The 14,970-nt window shown below is 57.8% G+C and carries 14 protein-coding genes; 7 read left to right on the top strand and 7 right to left on the bottom strand.

The window, feature by feature from the left end; translation table 11 throughout:
- Window positions 1-122: 122 nt before the first annotated feature.
- The 3 genes from ACO6TI_RS10865 to pabB all read left to right on the top strand — a co-directional run bounded on the left by ACO6TI_RS10865 (window position 123) and on the right by pabB (window position 4,028).
- A complete protein-coding gene (locus ACO6TI_RS10865) occupies window positions 123-446 on the top strand; it encodes a hypothetical protein (protein WP_209013517.1) in 324 nt (107 codons plus the stop codon).
- Complete coding sequence (locus tag ACO6TI_RS10870; protein ID WP_055120152.1) at window positions 443-1,933, top strand: methyl-accepting chemotaxis protein; 1,491 nt, start codon at window positions 443-445, stop codon at window positions 1,931-1,933. The genes ACO6TI_RS10865 and ACO6TI_RS10870 overlap by 4 nt, the downstream gene beginning before the upstream one ends.
- 238 nt (window positions 1,934-2,171) lie before the next feature.
- Window positions 2,172-4,028: an aminodeoxychorismate synthase component I gene (pabB, locus tag ACO6TI_RS10875; protein ID WP_422384930.1), complete on the top strand. Its 1,857-nt coding sequence runs from the start codon at window positions 2,172-2,174 to the stop codon at window positions 4,026-4,028.
- Window positions 4,029-4,257: 229 nt separating this feature from the next.
- On the opposite strand, the gene ACO6TI_RS10880 is transcribed toward pabB, so the two are convergent.
- Complete coding sequence (locus ACO6TI_RS10880) at window positions 4,258-5,010, bottom strand: SDR family NAD(P)-dependent oxidoreductase (protein ID WP_422384931.1); 753 nt, start codon at window positions 5,008-5,010, stop codon at window positions 4,258-4,260.
- Window positions 5,011-5,338: 328 nt separating this feature from the next.
- The gene (locus tag ACO6TI_RS10885) at window positions 5,339-6,568 is read right to left on the bottom strand and encodes a diaminopropionate ammonia-lyase (protein WP_422384932.1); all 1,230 of its coding nucleotides are present in this window, start codon (window positions 6,566-6,568) and stop codon (window positions 5,339-5,341) included.
- Between the two features lie 62 nt (window positions 6,569-6,630).
- Here ACO6TI_RS10885 and ACO6TI_RS10890 point away from each other — a divergent pair, with 62 nt between their 5' ends.
- Window positions 6,631-7,110 (top strand): Lrp/AsnC family transcriptional regulator, encoded by a 480-nt coding sequence (locus tag ACO6TI_RS10890; protein ID WP_055120427.1) that lies wholly within the window; start codon window positions 6,631-6,633, stop codon window positions 7,108-7,110.
- 170 nt (window positions 7,111-7,280) lie between these two features.
- Here the strand turns inward: ACO6TI_RS10890 and ACO6TI_RS10895 are convergent, their stop codons facing one another.
- Window positions 7,281-7,937 carry a nucleotidyltransferase family protein gene (locus tag ACO6TI_RS10895; RefSeq protein WP_422384933.1) on the bottom strand — a complete coding sequence of 219 codons (657 nt, stop codon included), beginning with the start codon at window positions 7,935-7,937 and terminating at the stop codon, window positions 7,281-7,283.
- Window positions 7,938-8,120: 183 nt separating this feature from the next.
- Here ACO6TI_RS10895 and ACO6TI_RS10900 point away from each other — a divergent pair, with 183 nt between their 5' ends.
- Both ACO6TI_RS10900 and ACO6TI_RS10905 read left to right on the top strand, forming a co-directional pair.
- Window positions 8,121-8,462 (top strand): hypothetical protein, encoded by a 342-nt coding sequence (locus ACO6TI_RS10900; RefSeq protein WP_144436162.1) that lies wholly within the window; start codon window positions 8,121-8,123, stop codon window positions 8,460-8,462.
- A gap of 56 nt (window positions 8,463-8,518) precedes the next feature.
- Entirely contained in the window at window positions 8,519-8,854 is a 336-nt protein-coding gene (locus ACO6TI_RS10905) for a hypothetical protein (RefSeq protein ID WP_409855358.1), read from the top strand.
- 102 nt (window positions 8,855-8,956) lie between these two features.
- Here ACO6TI_RS10905 and pheT read toward each other — a convergent pair whose 3' ends face one another.
- The 4 genes from pheT to ACO6TI_RS10925 all read right to left on the bottom strand — a co-directional run bounded on the left by pheT (window position 8,957) and on the right by ACO6TI_RS10925 (window position 14,611).
- Window positions 8,957-11,374, bottom strand: coding sequence for a phenylalanine--tRNA ligase subunit beta (gene pheT, locus ACO6TI_RS10910; protein WP_196879063.1), 2,418 nt, complete (start codon window positions 11,372-11,374; stop codon window positions 8,957-8,959).
- 62 nt (window positions 11,375-11,436) lie between these two features.
- Complete coding sequence (locus ACO6TI_RS10915) at window positions 11,437-12,090, bottom strand: hypothetical protein (protein ID WP_055120140.1); 654 nt, start codon at window positions 12,088-12,090, stop codon at window positions 11,437-11,439.
- Between the two features lie 27 nt (window positions 12,091-12,117).
- Window positions 12,118-13,200 carry a phenylalanine--tRNA ligase subunit alpha gene (gene pheS, locus ACO6TI_RS10920; protein WP_055120136.1) on the bottom strand — a complete coding sequence of 361 codons (1,083 nt, stop codon included), beginning with the start codon at window positions 13,198-13,200 and terminating at the stop codon, window positions 12,118-12,120.
- A gap of 493 nt (window positions 13,201-13,693) precedes the next feature.
- Window positions 13,694-14,611 carry a LysR substrate-binding domain-containing protein gene (locus ACO6TI_RS10925; protein WP_055120134.1) on the bottom strand — a complete coding sequence of 306 codons (918 nt, stop codon included), beginning with the start codon at window positions 14,609-14,611 and terminating at the stop codon, window positions 13,694-13,696.
- 136 nt (window positions 14,612-14,747) lie between these two features.
- On the opposite strand from ACO6TI_RS10925, the gene ACO6TI_RS10930 reads away from it, so the two are divergent.
- Complete coding sequence (locus ACO6TI_RS10930) at window positions 14,748-14,885, top strand: hypothetical protein (RefSeq protein ID WP_173937411.1); 138 nt, start codon at window positions 14,748-14,750, stop codon at window positions 14,883-14,885.
- The last annotated feature ends 85 nt before the right edge of the window (window positions 14,886-14,970 follow it).

The raw sequence follows: 14,970 nt of genomic DNA on the forward strand, positions 1-14,970 counted from the left end.
GCGTTACGCTTTGATTCTTGAAAAAATTACTGATTTCAATGCTCTAACTTCGATAATTCAGCATTTATTAAAATTACCGCGCAATCGTCGGCACGAGTACAGGGGTACCGGGGGTTGATTCGATGACACGCTCCGCAAAGATCTTCGCGGGAGCCTATTTTCTGGGATGTTGTTCCCTGATGTTGCTTGCGTCGCTGGCGCCGGGCGGCAAAGGCCCCGTCGCGGTATTTGCAAAGCCCTGGGGCAAGCCGGCTATGGAAGTAATAGCAGGCGCGGAAGGCCAGATCATTTTCATACGAGATGGCACCTGGGTGGCGCTGACCGAATCCCCCGATCCGCAGTTTATCGACCGGCTCTATCGCGCAGGAGCCGGTTTTGTCGCCTCGACCGCCATCGCTTATGCATGCGCGCGCTGGTCAGGTGTTTCACTGGAGAAGTCTATATGAGCGATAGTTTGGCAGGACTTTCGGGCCTGGATTGCTTCCGGGAACGGTTTTCAAAGATCGTCATCTATTTCACGTGGTTCAATGTTGCTCTCGTTGCGATGACCGCGTGGTGGTTTGGAAACGTTTCCTTCGTTGTCGTTGCAGGTGCGGCACTCGCGCTTGGTGTGGCCGCAACTCTTTCCTGGTTTAAATTCGGTGCCGGCACCGAAACACGCCTGGCGACGTCAATGTCCCTGGCCGGCCTGGTCGCGCTGTTCGTCGCGGCACTTTCGGTGCCTGCCGGACAGAACTCGTTTCAGCTCGACGGCCACATGTATTTCTTCGCGGTGCTGGCAATTCTGGCAAGCTGGGTCGATTGGCGCGCTCTTGTTGCCTATGCCGCGGTTGTTGCCGTTCACCATCTGGCTCTGAATTTCATGATGCCCTGGGCAGTGTTCCCGAATGGCGCGGATTTCACGCGCGTTGTTTTCCATGCCGTCATCGTTGTCGCCGAGGTTGGCGCGCTCTGGTGGATGACCAACTCGCTGGCAGCAGCCTTCACCGCGTCCGACCAGGCGCGCGAAGAAGCCGAAAGGGCTCAGGCCGAGGCATTCCACTTGCAGGATGAAAACTCCAGGCACGCTGAAACGGAGCGCGCGAAACAGGCAACGATCGAACACAGGATCATGGCCTTCCAGGAAGAGGTTGCGGCCAAGCTGGATGGGGTGAGTGTCAAGGTCGAGGAAATGCGCGGGTCTGCGGAAGAGCTGGGATCTGTCGCCCAGGATACCACCGGCCGCGCGATTTCCGTGTCCGATGCGTCCGAAACAGCATCGTCCAACGTGCAGATGGTCGCTTCTGCTGCCGAAGAACTGTCATCCTCGATCGCCGAGATCTCGCGTCAGGTCGAACAGACCACCAGCATCGTGATGCAGGCAACTGACAATGCGCAAACCAGCAACAGGAAAGTGGCTGGTCTGGCGGAAGCTGCCAATCGCATCGGTGAAGTAGTCACGCTGATCCAGGCAATTGCCGAACAGACGAACCTGCTCGCTCTGAACGCCACGATCGAGGCGGCACGCGCAGGCGAAGCAGGCAAGGGTTTTGCTGTGGTTGCCGCAGAAGTGAAGGAACTCGCCACCCAGACCTCAAAGGCGACCGAGGAGATTGGCGCCCAGATTTCGGCCATTCAGGCGGAAACCAAGGATGCGGTTGAATCCATAGGCGCTATCGCCGCCACCATGGATGAAGTCAACAGCTACACCGCCGCGATCGCGGCCGCCGTCGACGAGCAGGGTGCAGCTACACAGGAAATCTCCCGCAATGTTGCGGAAGCTGCTGACGGAACAGGACGGGTTGCGGAAAACATCGGCGGTGTCCGCGAATCGGTCGAACGCACCAGCCAGTCGGCTTCTTCCATGGCCGAGGCAACCGAAGTGCTGGATGCGGAAACCTCTGACATGCGCCGTGCGATCGACACGTTCCTGGACGACGTTGCGGCGGCATAAGACAACCCGTCACAGACAGGGACCTGTGTGTGACGTTTGTTGCAGTTACCAAAAAAAGACGTCTGCAATTGATCTGGCCGGCTATCAATCAGCCGGCCAATTTTTTATCCTGCCGAGAGAAAACTTGACCTGATGTCGCTTGGATGTCATGAGCCGCTCTTTACGAGCCACTTGAGCCATCTGAAACAGGGCACATTATGGTCGATAATTCTGCATCCATCGGAAATCGGCACGGAAGATGTCTGTAAGCGCGCTAAAGTCCGGATCGGTATTGCTTCTGGATCTCCTGAAGCAGCGCTCGGCAATGCACTTTTTCGACCCTGTCGAGATCGTCACCTGTTCGGCGCTCGAAGACGTGACGGATTGCCTGGCAAGACTGGAGGCCGTCCAGGCGGAGGGCAAGTTTGCCGCCGGGTACATGGCTTATGAACTCGGCTTTGCCTTCGAGGAGAAACTGAAGCGTCGGTTCAGGCACACCGGAGACCCGCTCCTCTGGTTTGGCGTTTATGAAAATGTCCGGGAACTGGGCCTTGATGAAGCCCGCGAGATGCTGGAAACGGCAGCCGAAGGCAAAGATGCTTTCGTGCAGCGGCCGGACTTCGATATGGACAGGTCAGGCTACGGCAAGGCGTTTGAACAGGTTCGCTCGCATCTCGCCAAGGGAGACATCTATCAGGTCAATCTGACGATGAGGGCAAGGTTCGCGCATGAGGGGACACCGGAAAGCCTGTTTCTGGATCTGATGCGGCGGCAGCCCGTCGAGTTCGCTGCGTTTGTCCGGACGGGCGACAGAACGGTTCTTTCCCTGTCGCCGGAGCTCTTTCTGGAGCGTGAAGGTACCTGCCTGCGGACCCGTCCGATGAAAGGCACTGCGCCACGTGGCCGTTTTGCGTCGGAAGACGTCAGGATTGCCAGGGAACTTGCAAGTGATCCCAAGCAGCGCTCGGAAAACACCATGATCGTCGACCTGATGCGCAACGACCTGTCGAGGATCGCCGATACGGGCACCGTCAGGGTCACGAAACTTTGTGATGTCGAGCGCTACCCGAGCCTTCACCAGATGACATCGACCGTGGAGGCCCGTGTCCCCGAAAGTGTCGGCTTTTCCAGCGTGATCAAACATCTGTTTCCGTGCGGGTCGATCACAGGTGCTCCGAAACTGAGCGCCATGCAGATCGCGCACAATCTGGAAAGCGGACCACGCGGTGTCTATACCGGATCCATCGGCTGCCTGGCGCCCGGGGGTGATTTTCGTTTGAACGTCGCAATCCGCACGCTTGTGCTGCGCGACGACGGCACCGGAGAAGCGGGAACCGGATCCGGTGTTGTCTTCGATTCCGGAGCCGCACCAGAATATGACGAGTGCATTCTCAAGCTGAAATTCATGACTGAGGATACGCCAGACTTCGAGCTGATCGAGACCATGGCCTTTGATCCCTCCGAAGGCTACCTGCTGTTCGAACGGCATTTGCAGAGACTGCACAAATCAGCGGCTTACCTCGGTTTCCGGTGTGACCTCGACGGCGTGCGCCGGGCTTTGCTCGACACGTCGTCTGAATTCACGGGACCTCGCCGTGTCCGCCTCCTTCTGAACGCCGACGGCGGCGTTTCCATCACATCGACCGACCTGACACCGGTTGATCAGACGACCGTCTTCAATCTGGTTCTGGCACGGGAAAAAACACTCTCAACGGATCGCTTCCTCTATCACAAGACGACCAACAGGGCGTTTTATGACGACACCCGGAAACGCTACCAGGCCGAAACCGGCTGCCAGGAAGTCCTGTTCAGGAACGAGCACGGTAATCTGACCGAGGGCAGCTACATGACACTCTTCCTGAAAAAAGACGGCGAACTTCTGACGCCTGCTCTCGAACATGGCGTTCTGCCGGGCACACTGCGCGCCGGCTTGCTTGAGCGCGGCCTTGCCCGGGAAGCAGATCTCACTGCCGAGGACCTGGCAACCGCCGAGGAAATCTATGTCGGCAATTCGGTAAGGGGGCTCGTCCGGGGCCGTCTTCTGTCGGCAGCGCAGTCTGAAGTGACAGACCAACCGGAAAGCGAAGCTGTCGCCGTTGCCAGGCAGGCCGGCTAACGCAAATCGCAGCAGCCGAATGCTGGTCACTCGGCTGTATCTCCAGCGTTTGCAAGAGCGCCCTGTCTTGCCCTTCTTTTCGCATCGGAATTGGCATCCAGGTGTCCTCCACTGACCCCCGGATGCGCGCACAACAGGTATCAAACAGACCAGCAAGCGGTTCAATCCACCCACCTGGCGGCGGTGGTCTTGAACTCGCACGCAGACAGCAAGGATCCGGTGAATTGCCTCAGATTGATCCTGCTTCGACCATGTAATTGTTCGCGCTGCACATCGCCGCGTCGTCAGACGCAAGGAAGAGAACCATGCGGGCAACATAAACAGGATCGATCAGATCCGGGAGACATTGACGCGTGCGATGGGCTTCCAGTGCTTCCGGAGTTGCCCAGAGTTCTTTCTGCCGCGCGGTCATTATCCAGCCAGGAACCACGGTGTTGACGCGGATGCGGCTTTCGCCGAGGTCCCGGGCCATGGTGCGTGTCAGTCCATGCACGGCGGATTTGGCGGTGGCATAGGCCGGGAAACCACCCCCGGCTTCCCACCACGAATTCGACCCCATGTTAATGATCGAACCGCCTCCTCGTTCCATCATGCCCGGTGCGACGGCCTGGATCGCGAAAAACATGTGGCGAAGATTTGTGGCCTGGCGCTCGTCCCAGTATTCAGGCGTCACGTCTTTCCAATCGTGTCGGTCATCTCGTGCCGCGTTGTTGACAAGGACATGCGCTGGCCCGAGACGGTCCGTCAATTTCGTGAGCGCGGATTGCATTGCCCCAATGTCGCGAAGATCGCAGATTTCATACGTGACATTTTCTTTCGAAGCGGCAATTGCCTCGCTCGCGGTTTCATCCAGATCCAGAAATCCGACACGGGCGCCTTGCGCGGCGAATGCTTCCACAATTTCGGCGCCGATGCCCTGGGCACCGCCCGAAACCAGAACGGTCTTGTCTTTCAAACTCGGATAAATGGCAAAGTCTGGCATCGAGATATCTCATTTGTTGCGGTTCGAGAACTGCACTTGCAGCCAAGGACAGTGAAAATATTCGCATGGTAAGCTGTAGGATACCCCGGATACGTCGGCAACGATTTCGAGGTAGATATTCCGTGTCCGACCCCTCAACGACGACGAACACCGGTCTTTGTGAACCTGTCGGCACCCGCAGCAGGCACAAAGCGGTTCCTACGGCCTGCCTCGATCATCCTCGTTCCAACGAAGCGGACTTTGTTTTCACAATGGATTGATGAGCATGCATCCATGGCTCCCGAACTCGACGCACGGTTCGAATGGATATTTTGACCGTATGCCTCGTTTACTTGGCATCTGCCAGCAGTCGGTTGAAGACCGTTGGATCGGTTACACCTTCCGAGCCGATCAGTACGATGCGCGCATCTTCGTTCAACACCATTGCGTCGCGCAAATCGCGCTGCGTTGCAGCGCAGATCAAACCGCAAAGTCCGGCGACCGCGCTTTCACCAGCCTCTATGCGGTGGTTCGTTGCATTGCCGTTGGCAAGCATGCGAACCGCCGGTGCGACCACGTGTTCAGGGATCGTGATGAAGCCGCTGACCAGAGCAGACAAGACCGGCCAGGCGACCGCGGAAGGCACACCGCATGACAGGCCCGCCATAATCGTTTCTGCCTCGATGTCCACGGCAGTCATGGCCCCGGCTGCAGCGCTCGCATACAGGCATGGTGCGAGTTCTGGTTCAACCAGGAAAACACGGGGAGCGTCCGCGCCCCAGGCGTCGTGAAAAGATTTGCTTACGGCAGCTGCCAGTCCGCCAACGCCCCCTTGAAGGAAAACATGTGTCGGCGCAGTTGGCAGGTCCCGCACGATTTCGCGCGCCATTACTCCATAACCGGCCATGACTTCCGTGGGTGTCTGGGTGTATCCCTCCCACGAAGTATCAGAAACAATGTGCCAACCGTATTTTTCGGCATCTACCCGCGTTTGGGCGACCGTTGCATCGTAATCTCCGTCCAGGCGGATAATCTCTGCGCCCAGCGTGCGAATTGTCTGGGCACGGTATTCACTCACTTCCGCATGTATATAGATGCGGCAACGGGCACCGAAGCGGGCAGCACCCCAGGCTACCGAACGGCCATGGTTTCCGTCCGTGGCTGAAATCACGGTCAGAGCGGCGGCCTCTTCCGCGAATGTTTTCTTGCGGATTTCGGCAAGGCTTACGGGCTTGCCACTGGATTTGGCAATCTCGCGCTGAAGAAGAAGCATCACCGCGTAAGCGCCACCAAGCGCCTTGAAACTTCCCAGTCCGAAGCGTGGGCCTTCGTTCTTGTAGTGTATGCTCCCCAGATCGAGCGCCCTGCTCAGCCCGTCGAGTGGAACCAGCGGGGTTTTTTCATATCCATCCCAGCATGTGATCTCATTTTCCGCCAGGTCGAATTTCTCCCGGGAAAGCGCGCTGGGCACATTGGGCTCTTTTCTGGCGCGCGCCGCAAAAAACTGAACATTGGCCTTTTCGAACTGGTCGAACATGAGAAGCGCTCCTTTTTCGATAATGGCGAAATATTCGCTCACTTTTCTCGAAATTTGCGCTATATTTTGCACCTTGTTTTGCAAAAAAAGTTCGTGTTGTGGCTGTGAAAAAAGCGAAACCATCTCTTTCTCTCGACACCTTCGACCTGGCGATTCTGAGAATTCTTCAACAGGATGCGACCGTACCGCAGCGATTGATTGGCGAAAGCGTAGGCCTGTCCGCACCTGCTGTTCAGCGCCGCATAAAGCGCATGCAAAATGACGGCGTGATCGCTTCGCAGGTCGCTGTGCTCGAACCTGGATACGTCGGACTTCCACTGACAATCGTGGCTGAAGTCGAACTGAAGACTGAATCGGGTGGGCGAATTGACGAGGTGAAGGCAGAGTTTCTTCAAGCCGAGGAAATTCAGCAATGCTATTATGTGACAGGCGAAACAGATTTCATTCTGATCCTGCTCGTCAGTGACATGGCAGAGTACGAGGCCGTTACGCAGCGACTGTTCTTTGGCAACGAAAACATCAGGAAATTCAAAACCTTTGTAGCGATGGACCGGACAAAGACATCCACGTGCGTGAACATCTGATCAGTAGACAGGCCGATCAAATTGCGAGGCAACCGGGTGTATCGATGTGAATTGCAGGATTTCCAGGACCGTGGCTCTTCGTTCGTGCCGTCGTTAAATCTTGCATTGTCGTCCGAGAACAATCCGCGAAATCGGAATGGATTTCCCGATTGTGCCGGCAAGCGGTTTTCTCAACCGCGTTGTTCACTGGTCTGCCACGGAACGACTTCCAGTTCCGGCCAGTGCGCTTTCATCCTCAGCGCCTTTTCGGCGTAGGTTTCGGGATTCAATTGTCCGTAGTTGGGCACCAGGCGCATGCCGAACAGGTTCGCCAGTCCGAAGGGAGCATGAATGACAAGTTCGTCGGTATGGGTAAGGCGCGCGGCGACTGCATGTGTACGTGCCGCATAGGTCGTCAGGGCATCCATCGAACAGTCCAGTGGCCGGTAGGGCCGTCCGAAGCGTTGTTCGTACCACAGATGTACACGGGCCTGGTTTCGCACTTCGACGAGATGGGCAAGATCGGGCAGGGCCGAGATGACCGTTCGGATAACCAGATCCTCGGCCTCGTATGATGGGTCTGTGCCGTCGAAATAGATGACATCAAAATCCTTGATGCCGTGAAGAAGCGGTCGGTCGGTCAGAACGTTCCACACCGTCTGGTAGATCCCGCCAGACACCAGCCAGGCATCGGGCAGGCCAAGATCGCGGGCCGCGCGGAGGATCTGCATGACGTGCGGGACTGCGCAAAGAATTGTCGCAAGGTGTTCGCAGCGCTGCTGCTCACAGGCCCCGTATGGGTCGCCAAGGCGGGCTGTCGCGCCATCGGTTACTGGAGTGCTTGTCATGAAATCAACCTGCTGGACTGGACGAAAACACTAGCCGATTCTGAGGTTTGAGACATCCGTAGCTTTGACGAGGTTTCAAATGGCGGTTGAAAATGGCGGTCCAGCTGTACATCGTCATCTTGCTTGACACACCGGCACCGGGTGCCATTTTGAATGTGGGGTCATCAGTTTTGGAAGTTTCGAATGAGCAGAACTTACGCGCTTGCGATGCAATCTATCTCAAAATGGCTGCCATTGACGCTCGGGTCGATGGCCTTGATGGCAGCTTCCGTACAACCGTCCGACGCCCAGTCCCGGCGGCCGGATTCGCGTGCCATGACGTGCTCGCAAGTTCAGTCGATGATTGAAAGGAATGGTGCCGTTGTCCTGAGCACCGGTCAGTACACGTTCGACAGATACGTCTATACCCGGAATTCTTGTCAGCACGGGGAAGTGACGCGCAACAAATGGGTGCCGACCAAGGACGTTCGGCAGTGCCGGGTGCGGGTCTGTATCGATCCGATGATCTTGAAGTTCAACGATTGATCGCTTACCGGTGATCCCGGATTTTCGAGCCTTGACAGCAAGCTGGAGGGACAAGAATGTCGCGTCTACAAAACACGTCACGAGAGCCTGGGCGGGCAGCCGTTTTGACCGTCGGCGTCATGATGTTGCTGGTGTCGGGCCCTCCGGCCGCTCAGGCTCAATCGGCTCGGCCGGACACCAGGCAGATGACTTGCGCGCAGGCCCAGTCACTCGTCAAGCAGCGTGGCAGCGTCGTCATGACGACGGGTCCGTCAACCTTCGACAAATTTATTGCAAATGTCAGCTATTGCCTGCCTGAAGCGAATATGATGCGCCCGAAATTCGCACCGACGAAGGACAACCCCAAATGTCCTGTCGGCAACAAGTGCTTCAGAAGCCGGAACGTCCGCTGATCGGTCTGTCGCCGGAAGGGAACGACCGGTCTGCGCAGTCGTGGGTGCTGCGCTGCATCCCGGGTACTCGTTGCAACGCAGCCGACCGCGATGAGGATCAGATTATCCTCTGAGTGTTCCTCCGGTTGCCTTTTCGACATTGGCGATGATCTTCTTGGCAACAGCGTCGATTTCTTCATCCGTCAGCGTCTTTTGACGCGGTTGCAGGAGAACATCGATTGCCACCGATTTCTGATCGTCCGGCACGCCCTGGCCCACGTAGATGTCGAACAGCGTCACGTCGGCAATCAGGGTCTTCTCCGCGCCACGAGCCGCCTTTAGCAGGACCTCGGCCTTGACGTCCTTGCCGACCAGGAAAGCAAAATCGCGGCGGACCGGCATCAGGTGGCTGGCATTCAGCGCGCCTTTTGACCGTCCACCCTTGGTCTTGGGCTGCGGCAGCGCATCCAGATAGATCTCGAACGCGACCAGCGGCCCTTCCAGGTCGAGGTCAGCAAGCGTCCTTGGATGGATTTCACCGAAGACGGCAAGTGCGTTTTTCGGACCGAGCTTCAGACAGCCGGAACGACCGGGATGAAAGGTACCTGGAGCATCCGTATGGACCTGCAGTTTTTCAACCGGGGCACCGATGGCGGCAAGCGCGGCCTCCGCATCCGCCTTGGCGTCGTAAACATCGACGCCTGTGGAAGACCCGGACCAGTGACGGCTGGCACCCTGCAATTTCGCAGTGCCGCGACGAACGCCCGCGGCGACCATCTTCTGGCCCTCGGGTGTATCGTCCTGAAACACCTGGCCGACTTCGAACAGCGCGACATCACCAAAGCCGCGGTCAGCATTGCGCTGGGCGGCGGAAAGCAGGCCCGGCAGCAGGCTCGGGCGCATGTCCGACATCTCAGGCGAAATCGGATTTGCAAGCTCCAGTGCGGCGTTTCCGCCACCGAAGAGTTCCGCCTGCGGTTTGGAGATGAAGGACCAGGTGACGGCTTCGTTGAATCCGCGTGTGGCAAGTGCACGCCTGGTCCTGTTGCGACGGATCTGTCCGGTTGTGAGGACCTTCTGGCCGACGGTCCCCGTTCGCGGAAGAGGAGTAAGCGGCACGCGATCAAGCCCGAGGATGCGCACGACTTCTTCCACCAGGTCGGCCTTGCCCTCGATGTCCGGTCGCCAGCTCGGAGCTGCGACCTTGACCGTGTCGCCGGAACCCGAGATCCAGAATCCGAGAGATTTCAGGGTCAGGTTGGCCTCTGCTTGCGAAACTTCGACACCGGATAGTCGGCGGATCTCCGAATAGGGGAAATCGATGATATTGCTGCTGTCGGGAACGCGGCCGGCCTGCGTTGTTTCCGACGGTTCACCACCACAAAGATCAAGCACCAGTCGCGTTGCATATTCGAGACCCGGCATCATGTAGTCCGGGTCGACACCGCGTTCGAACCTGTAGCGGGCATCTGTGTTGACGCCAAGCTTGCGGCCCGTTGCGGCAATGTCGTCCTCCTCCCAGAGCGCGGATTCGATCAGCACGTTGACAGTATCCTCGGTGCACCCGGACGGTTCGCCGCCCAGGATGCCGCCGAGGCTTTCAATGCCGTTGTCATCGGCGATCACACAGACAGTGTCGTCAAGCTCATAGGATTTGCCGTTCAGGCCGTCGATGCCTTCGCCGGCCCTGCCACGGCGGACCACCAGATTGCCGTGCACCTTGTCCGCGTCGAAGACGTGGAGCGGACGGCCCTGGTCGAACGTGAGGTAATTTGTGATGTCGACAAGGATGTTGATCGGTCGGAGCCCGATTGCGGTCAGGCGGTCCTGCAGCCACTTCGGCGACGGACCGTTCTTGATGCCCTTGACCATTCGCAGGCCGAACGCCTTGCACATCGGCCTGGTGTCGCCGAAGTCGAGAGAGACGCTGACCGGGCAGGGATAGTTGCCGCGGATCTGCTCATGCGAGCGTTCCTTCAGCTTGCCGAGGCCAGCGGCCGCAAGATCCCGGGCAATGCCGTACACACCGGTACAATCCGGTCGGTTTGGCGTCAGGCCGATCTCGATCACGGGTTCGTCGAGCCCCGCCCATTTGGCGAAGTTGACGCCAACAGGTGCATCTTCGGGCAGATCGATGATGCCGTCATGCTCGTCGGAAAGCTCCAGTTCGCGCTCCGAGCACATCATGCCGAAACTTTCCACGTCGCGGATCTTGCCGACAGACAAGGTAATGTCGAGACCGGGTATGTGATCGCCCGGTTTGCCGAGCACACCGACCAGACCGGCGCGCGCGTTCGGCGCGCCACAGACGATCTGGACCGGTTCGCCTTGCCCGGTATCGACCTTGAGCACGCGCAGCCGATCGGCATTCGGATGCTGTTCGGCTTCAAGGACCTTCGCGATCTTGAACGGCTTCAGCCGGTCGGCACGGTTGGTGACTTCTTCGACTTCCAGCCCGATCATCGTGAGACGTTCCACGATCTCTTCCAGGCTGGCGTCGGTATCAAGGTGTTCCTTGAGCCAGGAAAGGGTGAATTTCATCTGCCTTACTCTTTATCGCTTGGGCGGCGCTATCAGGCCGCGAATTCTTCAAGATCGCTGCGTCAGTTACCGAAGCGGCCAACTTCTGGCAGAACAGTCGCATCGCCGTAGTTCTCCGCGAAACGGCGTCCGATCGCACCAAATTCACCGGTCCACTGGCCCACCATGTCCGGCGTGATCTGCTGGTTTGTCGCAATCGCCTGGGCGGCTTCCGCCTCGATGCGGTCGCGCAGGATGCCAAGCTCTACCTGGGCGGCATATTCCGCCCGGTATTTTCCGAGCCAGCCCATCGCAACGATGATGACCATGACCAGCAAAGCGGCCGTACTTGTCAGGCCCGCCCATTTGGCAGTGCCGCTAATGCGCTTGTCGCTGGCGATCAGCACGATCGAAGCAATTGTCAGGAACGCCACGATGTAGATGGCCTGCAGGAAGCTCTGGTACTTTTCGGCGGAGCTTGCCTCATGATTGGCACGCAGCGTGGTGATCCGGTCACGCAGATAGAGCAGGGCGTCGGCCTCCGTCCCGAGCTTGTCGCGAAAGTATGTATCGCAAAAGCGCAGGCGTCCGCGCGCCTCGATCTTCTCGGCGCAGGCTTCCATGAAGGAGGTCGGAGTCGGCACGCGCTCGTCCTTGTCCGCGGTCTGGGCCGCGGCCGGAAGGATTGCTGCAAGGGTCAGCGCAATGACGAGATATATGCGGGTCAGCAGTGACATGAAGTGTTGCCCCCAGGGTCCGGGTGATTAGTTGGACAGGCCGCCAAACAGCGTCGGCAGGTCGAGAGGGCGGAAGCCATAGTGCTGGATCCAGCGGACATCTGCATCGAAGAAGGCTCTCAGGTCCGGCATGCCGTATTTCAGCATTGCGATCCGGTCGATCCCCATGCCCCAGGCAAATCCCTGATAAACATCCGGATCAAGTCCGCAATTGCGGATAACGTTCGGATGAACCATGCCGCAGCCGAGGATTTCCAGCCAGTCGTCGCCCTGGCCGATCCTGACTTCGCCGCCGGACCGGTCGCACTGGATATCGACTTCCATGGACGGTTCGGTGAACGGGAAGAAACTCGGACGAAAGCGCATCTTGATGTCGTCAACTTCGAAGAAGGATTTGCAGAACTCCTGCAGAACCCATTTCAGATGGCCGAAATGGCTTTCCTTGTCGATCACGAGCCCTTCCACCTGGTGAAACATCGGCGTGTGCGTCTGATCGCTGTCGCAGCGATATGTCCGCCCCGGGATGATCACGCGGATCGGCGGTTCCTGGGTCCGCATGGTGCGGATCTGAACCGGGGAAGTATGCGTGCGCAGCAGCAGGCGTTCACCGTCTTCCTTCTCGTTGAAGAAAAACGTGTCGTGCATCTCGCGTGCCGGATGGCCTTCGGGAAAATTCAGCGCCGTGAAATTCAGCTCATCGGTTTCGATGTCGGGGCCTTCGGCAATGGAAAATCCCATATCCGCAAAAATGGCTGTGAGTTCGTCGATCACCTGGCTGACCGGATGGATGCGGCCGGTCTCCGCCGGTGAAGGACGCAAGGGCAGCGTGACGTCGACTGTTTCGCTGGCAAGGCGCTGCTCCAGTGCAGCTTCTGCCAGGATGTCCTTGCGAGCGCTGATGGCGTCAGTGATCTTGGCTTTCAGGCCGTTCAGCGCCGGACCCATCACTTGTCGTTCTTCCGGGGTCATCTTGCCGAGTGTTTTCATTTGCTCGGAAATACGGCCCTTCTTACCAAGAGCGTGGACCCGGACGTCTTCCAGTGCGGTTTCGGTCTCCGCGCCGTCAATGGCCGTAAGAAGATCGGATTCTAGGTTATCGAGATTGGACATGCATGCTCGGTTGTCGGTTCGCGCACAAAGCGCGGAAATGAAAGTCGGGGTCTTTTAGCGAATAATTGCGCACAATGCCACGGCCTCAAGCGCATTATTGCGTGAGCCCCCGGTGATTGGAAAAGCGCCGGAATAAAAGCGCATTAGCGCATAAATCGCCCACAGGCCGGACCCTGCCGTTCAGGAAAGCGCACGGCGCGTGTGTGCAACGCATAGGCGCGTTTGCGATCATGGCAGCGATGTGCATCTTGGCTGGTCATGCGCGTCAATTTAGCGAAAGGCGTGGCAATGGCAAGGGAAAAGGCAGTTTGCCTCGGCCACTTCATCCCGTGGAACGCATGTGTGTGCATTTCGTGCGATGGGTCATTCAACCTGGTGCTTTTCGCCCATGCTGCTGGACGGACATCATGTCAATCTCAAGGTGAAGTTCTGCAAGTGAAACGGCCAGTCTGCCTTTCGGAAGTCCTCTTCGCCTTGATATCAACGGCAGCCTCTAGGCGTTCACCTCATCCGCACCTTTGGGCCGTCCGATGGAGGCCTGCAGTTCTTTCTTCAGCCAATCGCTGAAAGCCTGCTTCGCTTTCGTTCGCGGCGCATTTCTGCCGCTGATCAGCCAGTAACCGATCCCGGTCGCGGGCCTTTGCGGAAACGGAGCGATGACCTGTCCTGACTTGACCGCGTAAACTGCAAGGGTTTCCCATGCCAGAAAGACACCGTGGCCGGCGATGGCCGCGTCCAGGCACAACGAGCCGTCGGAGAAGGTCGGGCCATCCCGCAGGATCGTTTCGTCAAGGCCAAAAAGATCCAGCCAGGTTTTCCAGGTGAACATCTGCCCAGGGTCGTGGATGATAGGCAGTTTTCCTATGTCCGCCGGTTCACGGATGTTCCGTGCGAGCGCGGGACTGCACACGGGAAAGACCCTTTGATTGAGAAGTTTCTCCGCATTCAGTCCGCGATAGGGACCGTGTCCGACCCGGATGCACAGATCGACGTCGCTTGTGTCGGGATCGACAAGTTCGACTGTGGCTTCGACCCGTACCCTGACGCCGGGATATGCCTTGTTGAATTCCTTCAAATGCCAGACGAGCCATTTTCCGGCAAAGACGGGCGCAACCGAGATGGTCAATGCGTCTTCCCGTCCTCTTTCAGTGGTTGCGACGGCGATGGAAAGAGACGACATGGCAGACGTCAGATGCGGTTGCATGGCAAGCATGTGGGCGGTCGGCAGCAACAGCCGGTTCTGGCGTTCAAACAACTGGACACCCAGCTGGCCTTCCGTTTTCTGGACTTGCTGGCTCACCGCCCCGACTGTCACGCCGAGCTCTTCGGCCGCCGATTTGATCGAGCCCAGCCTTGCGACCGCTTCGACGGCGCGCAATCCGGTAATGTGGATTCGGTTAAGGTTTTTCATTATAGAAATTCTATATCGAAATTCAGAAGAAGTCGATTTTTTTAAGCGGAAAAGGGATCTATGTAGTCAGCATAGCTAAATTCAAAGAAGGAATTTGGCCATGAAGAAAAGAACAATAATAAGGAGACTGAATATCATGTTGAAACTGTTTATGCGCCGTCAGGCAAGAGCGACATCACCGTCCTGGTACGACCGGACCGATCCGCTGTCCCATCCGGCTATCCAGCGCATGAGCCCGCGTGAACTCGCGGATCTGCCGCTCACCCGGCGCTAACTGCTGACCGGCAGAAACGCCGGTCACAAAAAACACCCGATCGGCCCGGCACTTGCGGCCGGTTGGAAAAAATCGCAATCAGAAA

Origin of the sequence: Roseibium album (assembly GCF_965233825.1) — a bacterium.
GTDB classification, from domain to species: Bacteria; Pseudomonadota; Alphaproteobacteria; order Rhizobiales; family Stappiaceae; genus Roseibium; species Roseibium album.

Bases quoted from the DNA above. Each gene is read 5' to 3' on its own strand.
- ACO6TI_RS10865 (WP_209013517.1), top strand. From the start codon at position 123: ATGACACGCTCCGCAAAGATCTTCGCGGGAGCCTATTTTCTGGGATGT.
- ACO6TI_RS10870 (WP_055120152.1), top strand. From the start codon at position 443: ATGAGCGATAGTTTGGCAGGACTTTCGGGCCTGGATTGCTTCCGGGAA.
- pabB (WP_422384930.1), top strand. From the start codon at position 2,172: ATGTCTGTAAGCGCGCTAAAGTCCGGATCGGTATTGCTTCTGGATCTC.
- ACO6TI_RS10880 (WP_422384931.1), bottom strand. From the start codon at position 5,010: ATGCCAGACTTTGCCATTTATCCGAGTTTGAAAGACAAGACCGTTCTG.
- ACO6TI_RS10895 (WP_422384933.1), bottom strand. From the start codon at position 7,937: ATGACAAGCACTCCAGTAACCGATGGCGCGACAGCCCGCCTTGGCGAC.
- ACO6TI_RS10900 (WP_144436162.1), top strand. From the start codon at position 8,121: ATGAGCAGAACTTACGCGCTTGCGATGCAATCTATCTCAAAATGGCTG.
- ACO6TI_RS10905 (WP_409855358.1), top strand. From the start codon at position 8,519: ATGTCGCGTCTACAAAACACGTCACGAGAGCCTGGGCGGGCAGCCGTT.
- pheT (WP_196879063.1), bottom strand. From the start codon at position 11,374: ATGAAATTCACCCTTTCCTGGCTCAAGGAACACCTTGATACCGACGCC.
- ACO6TI_RS10915 (WP_055120140.1), bottom strand. From the start codon at position 12,090: ATGTCACTGCTGACCCGCATATATCTCGTCATTGCGCTGACCCTTGCA.
- pheS (WP_055120136.1), bottom strand. From the start codon at position 13,200: ATGTCCAATCTCGATAACCTAGAATCCGATCTTCTTACGGCCATTGAC.
- ACO6TI_RS10925 (WP_055120134.1), bottom strand. From the start codon at position 14,611: ATGAAAAACCTTAACCGAATCCACATTACCGGATTGCGCGCCGTCGAA.
- ACO6TI_RS10930 (WP_173937411.1), top strand. From the start codon at position 14,748: ATGTTGAAACTGTTTATGCGCCGTCAGGCAAGAGCGACATCACCGTCC.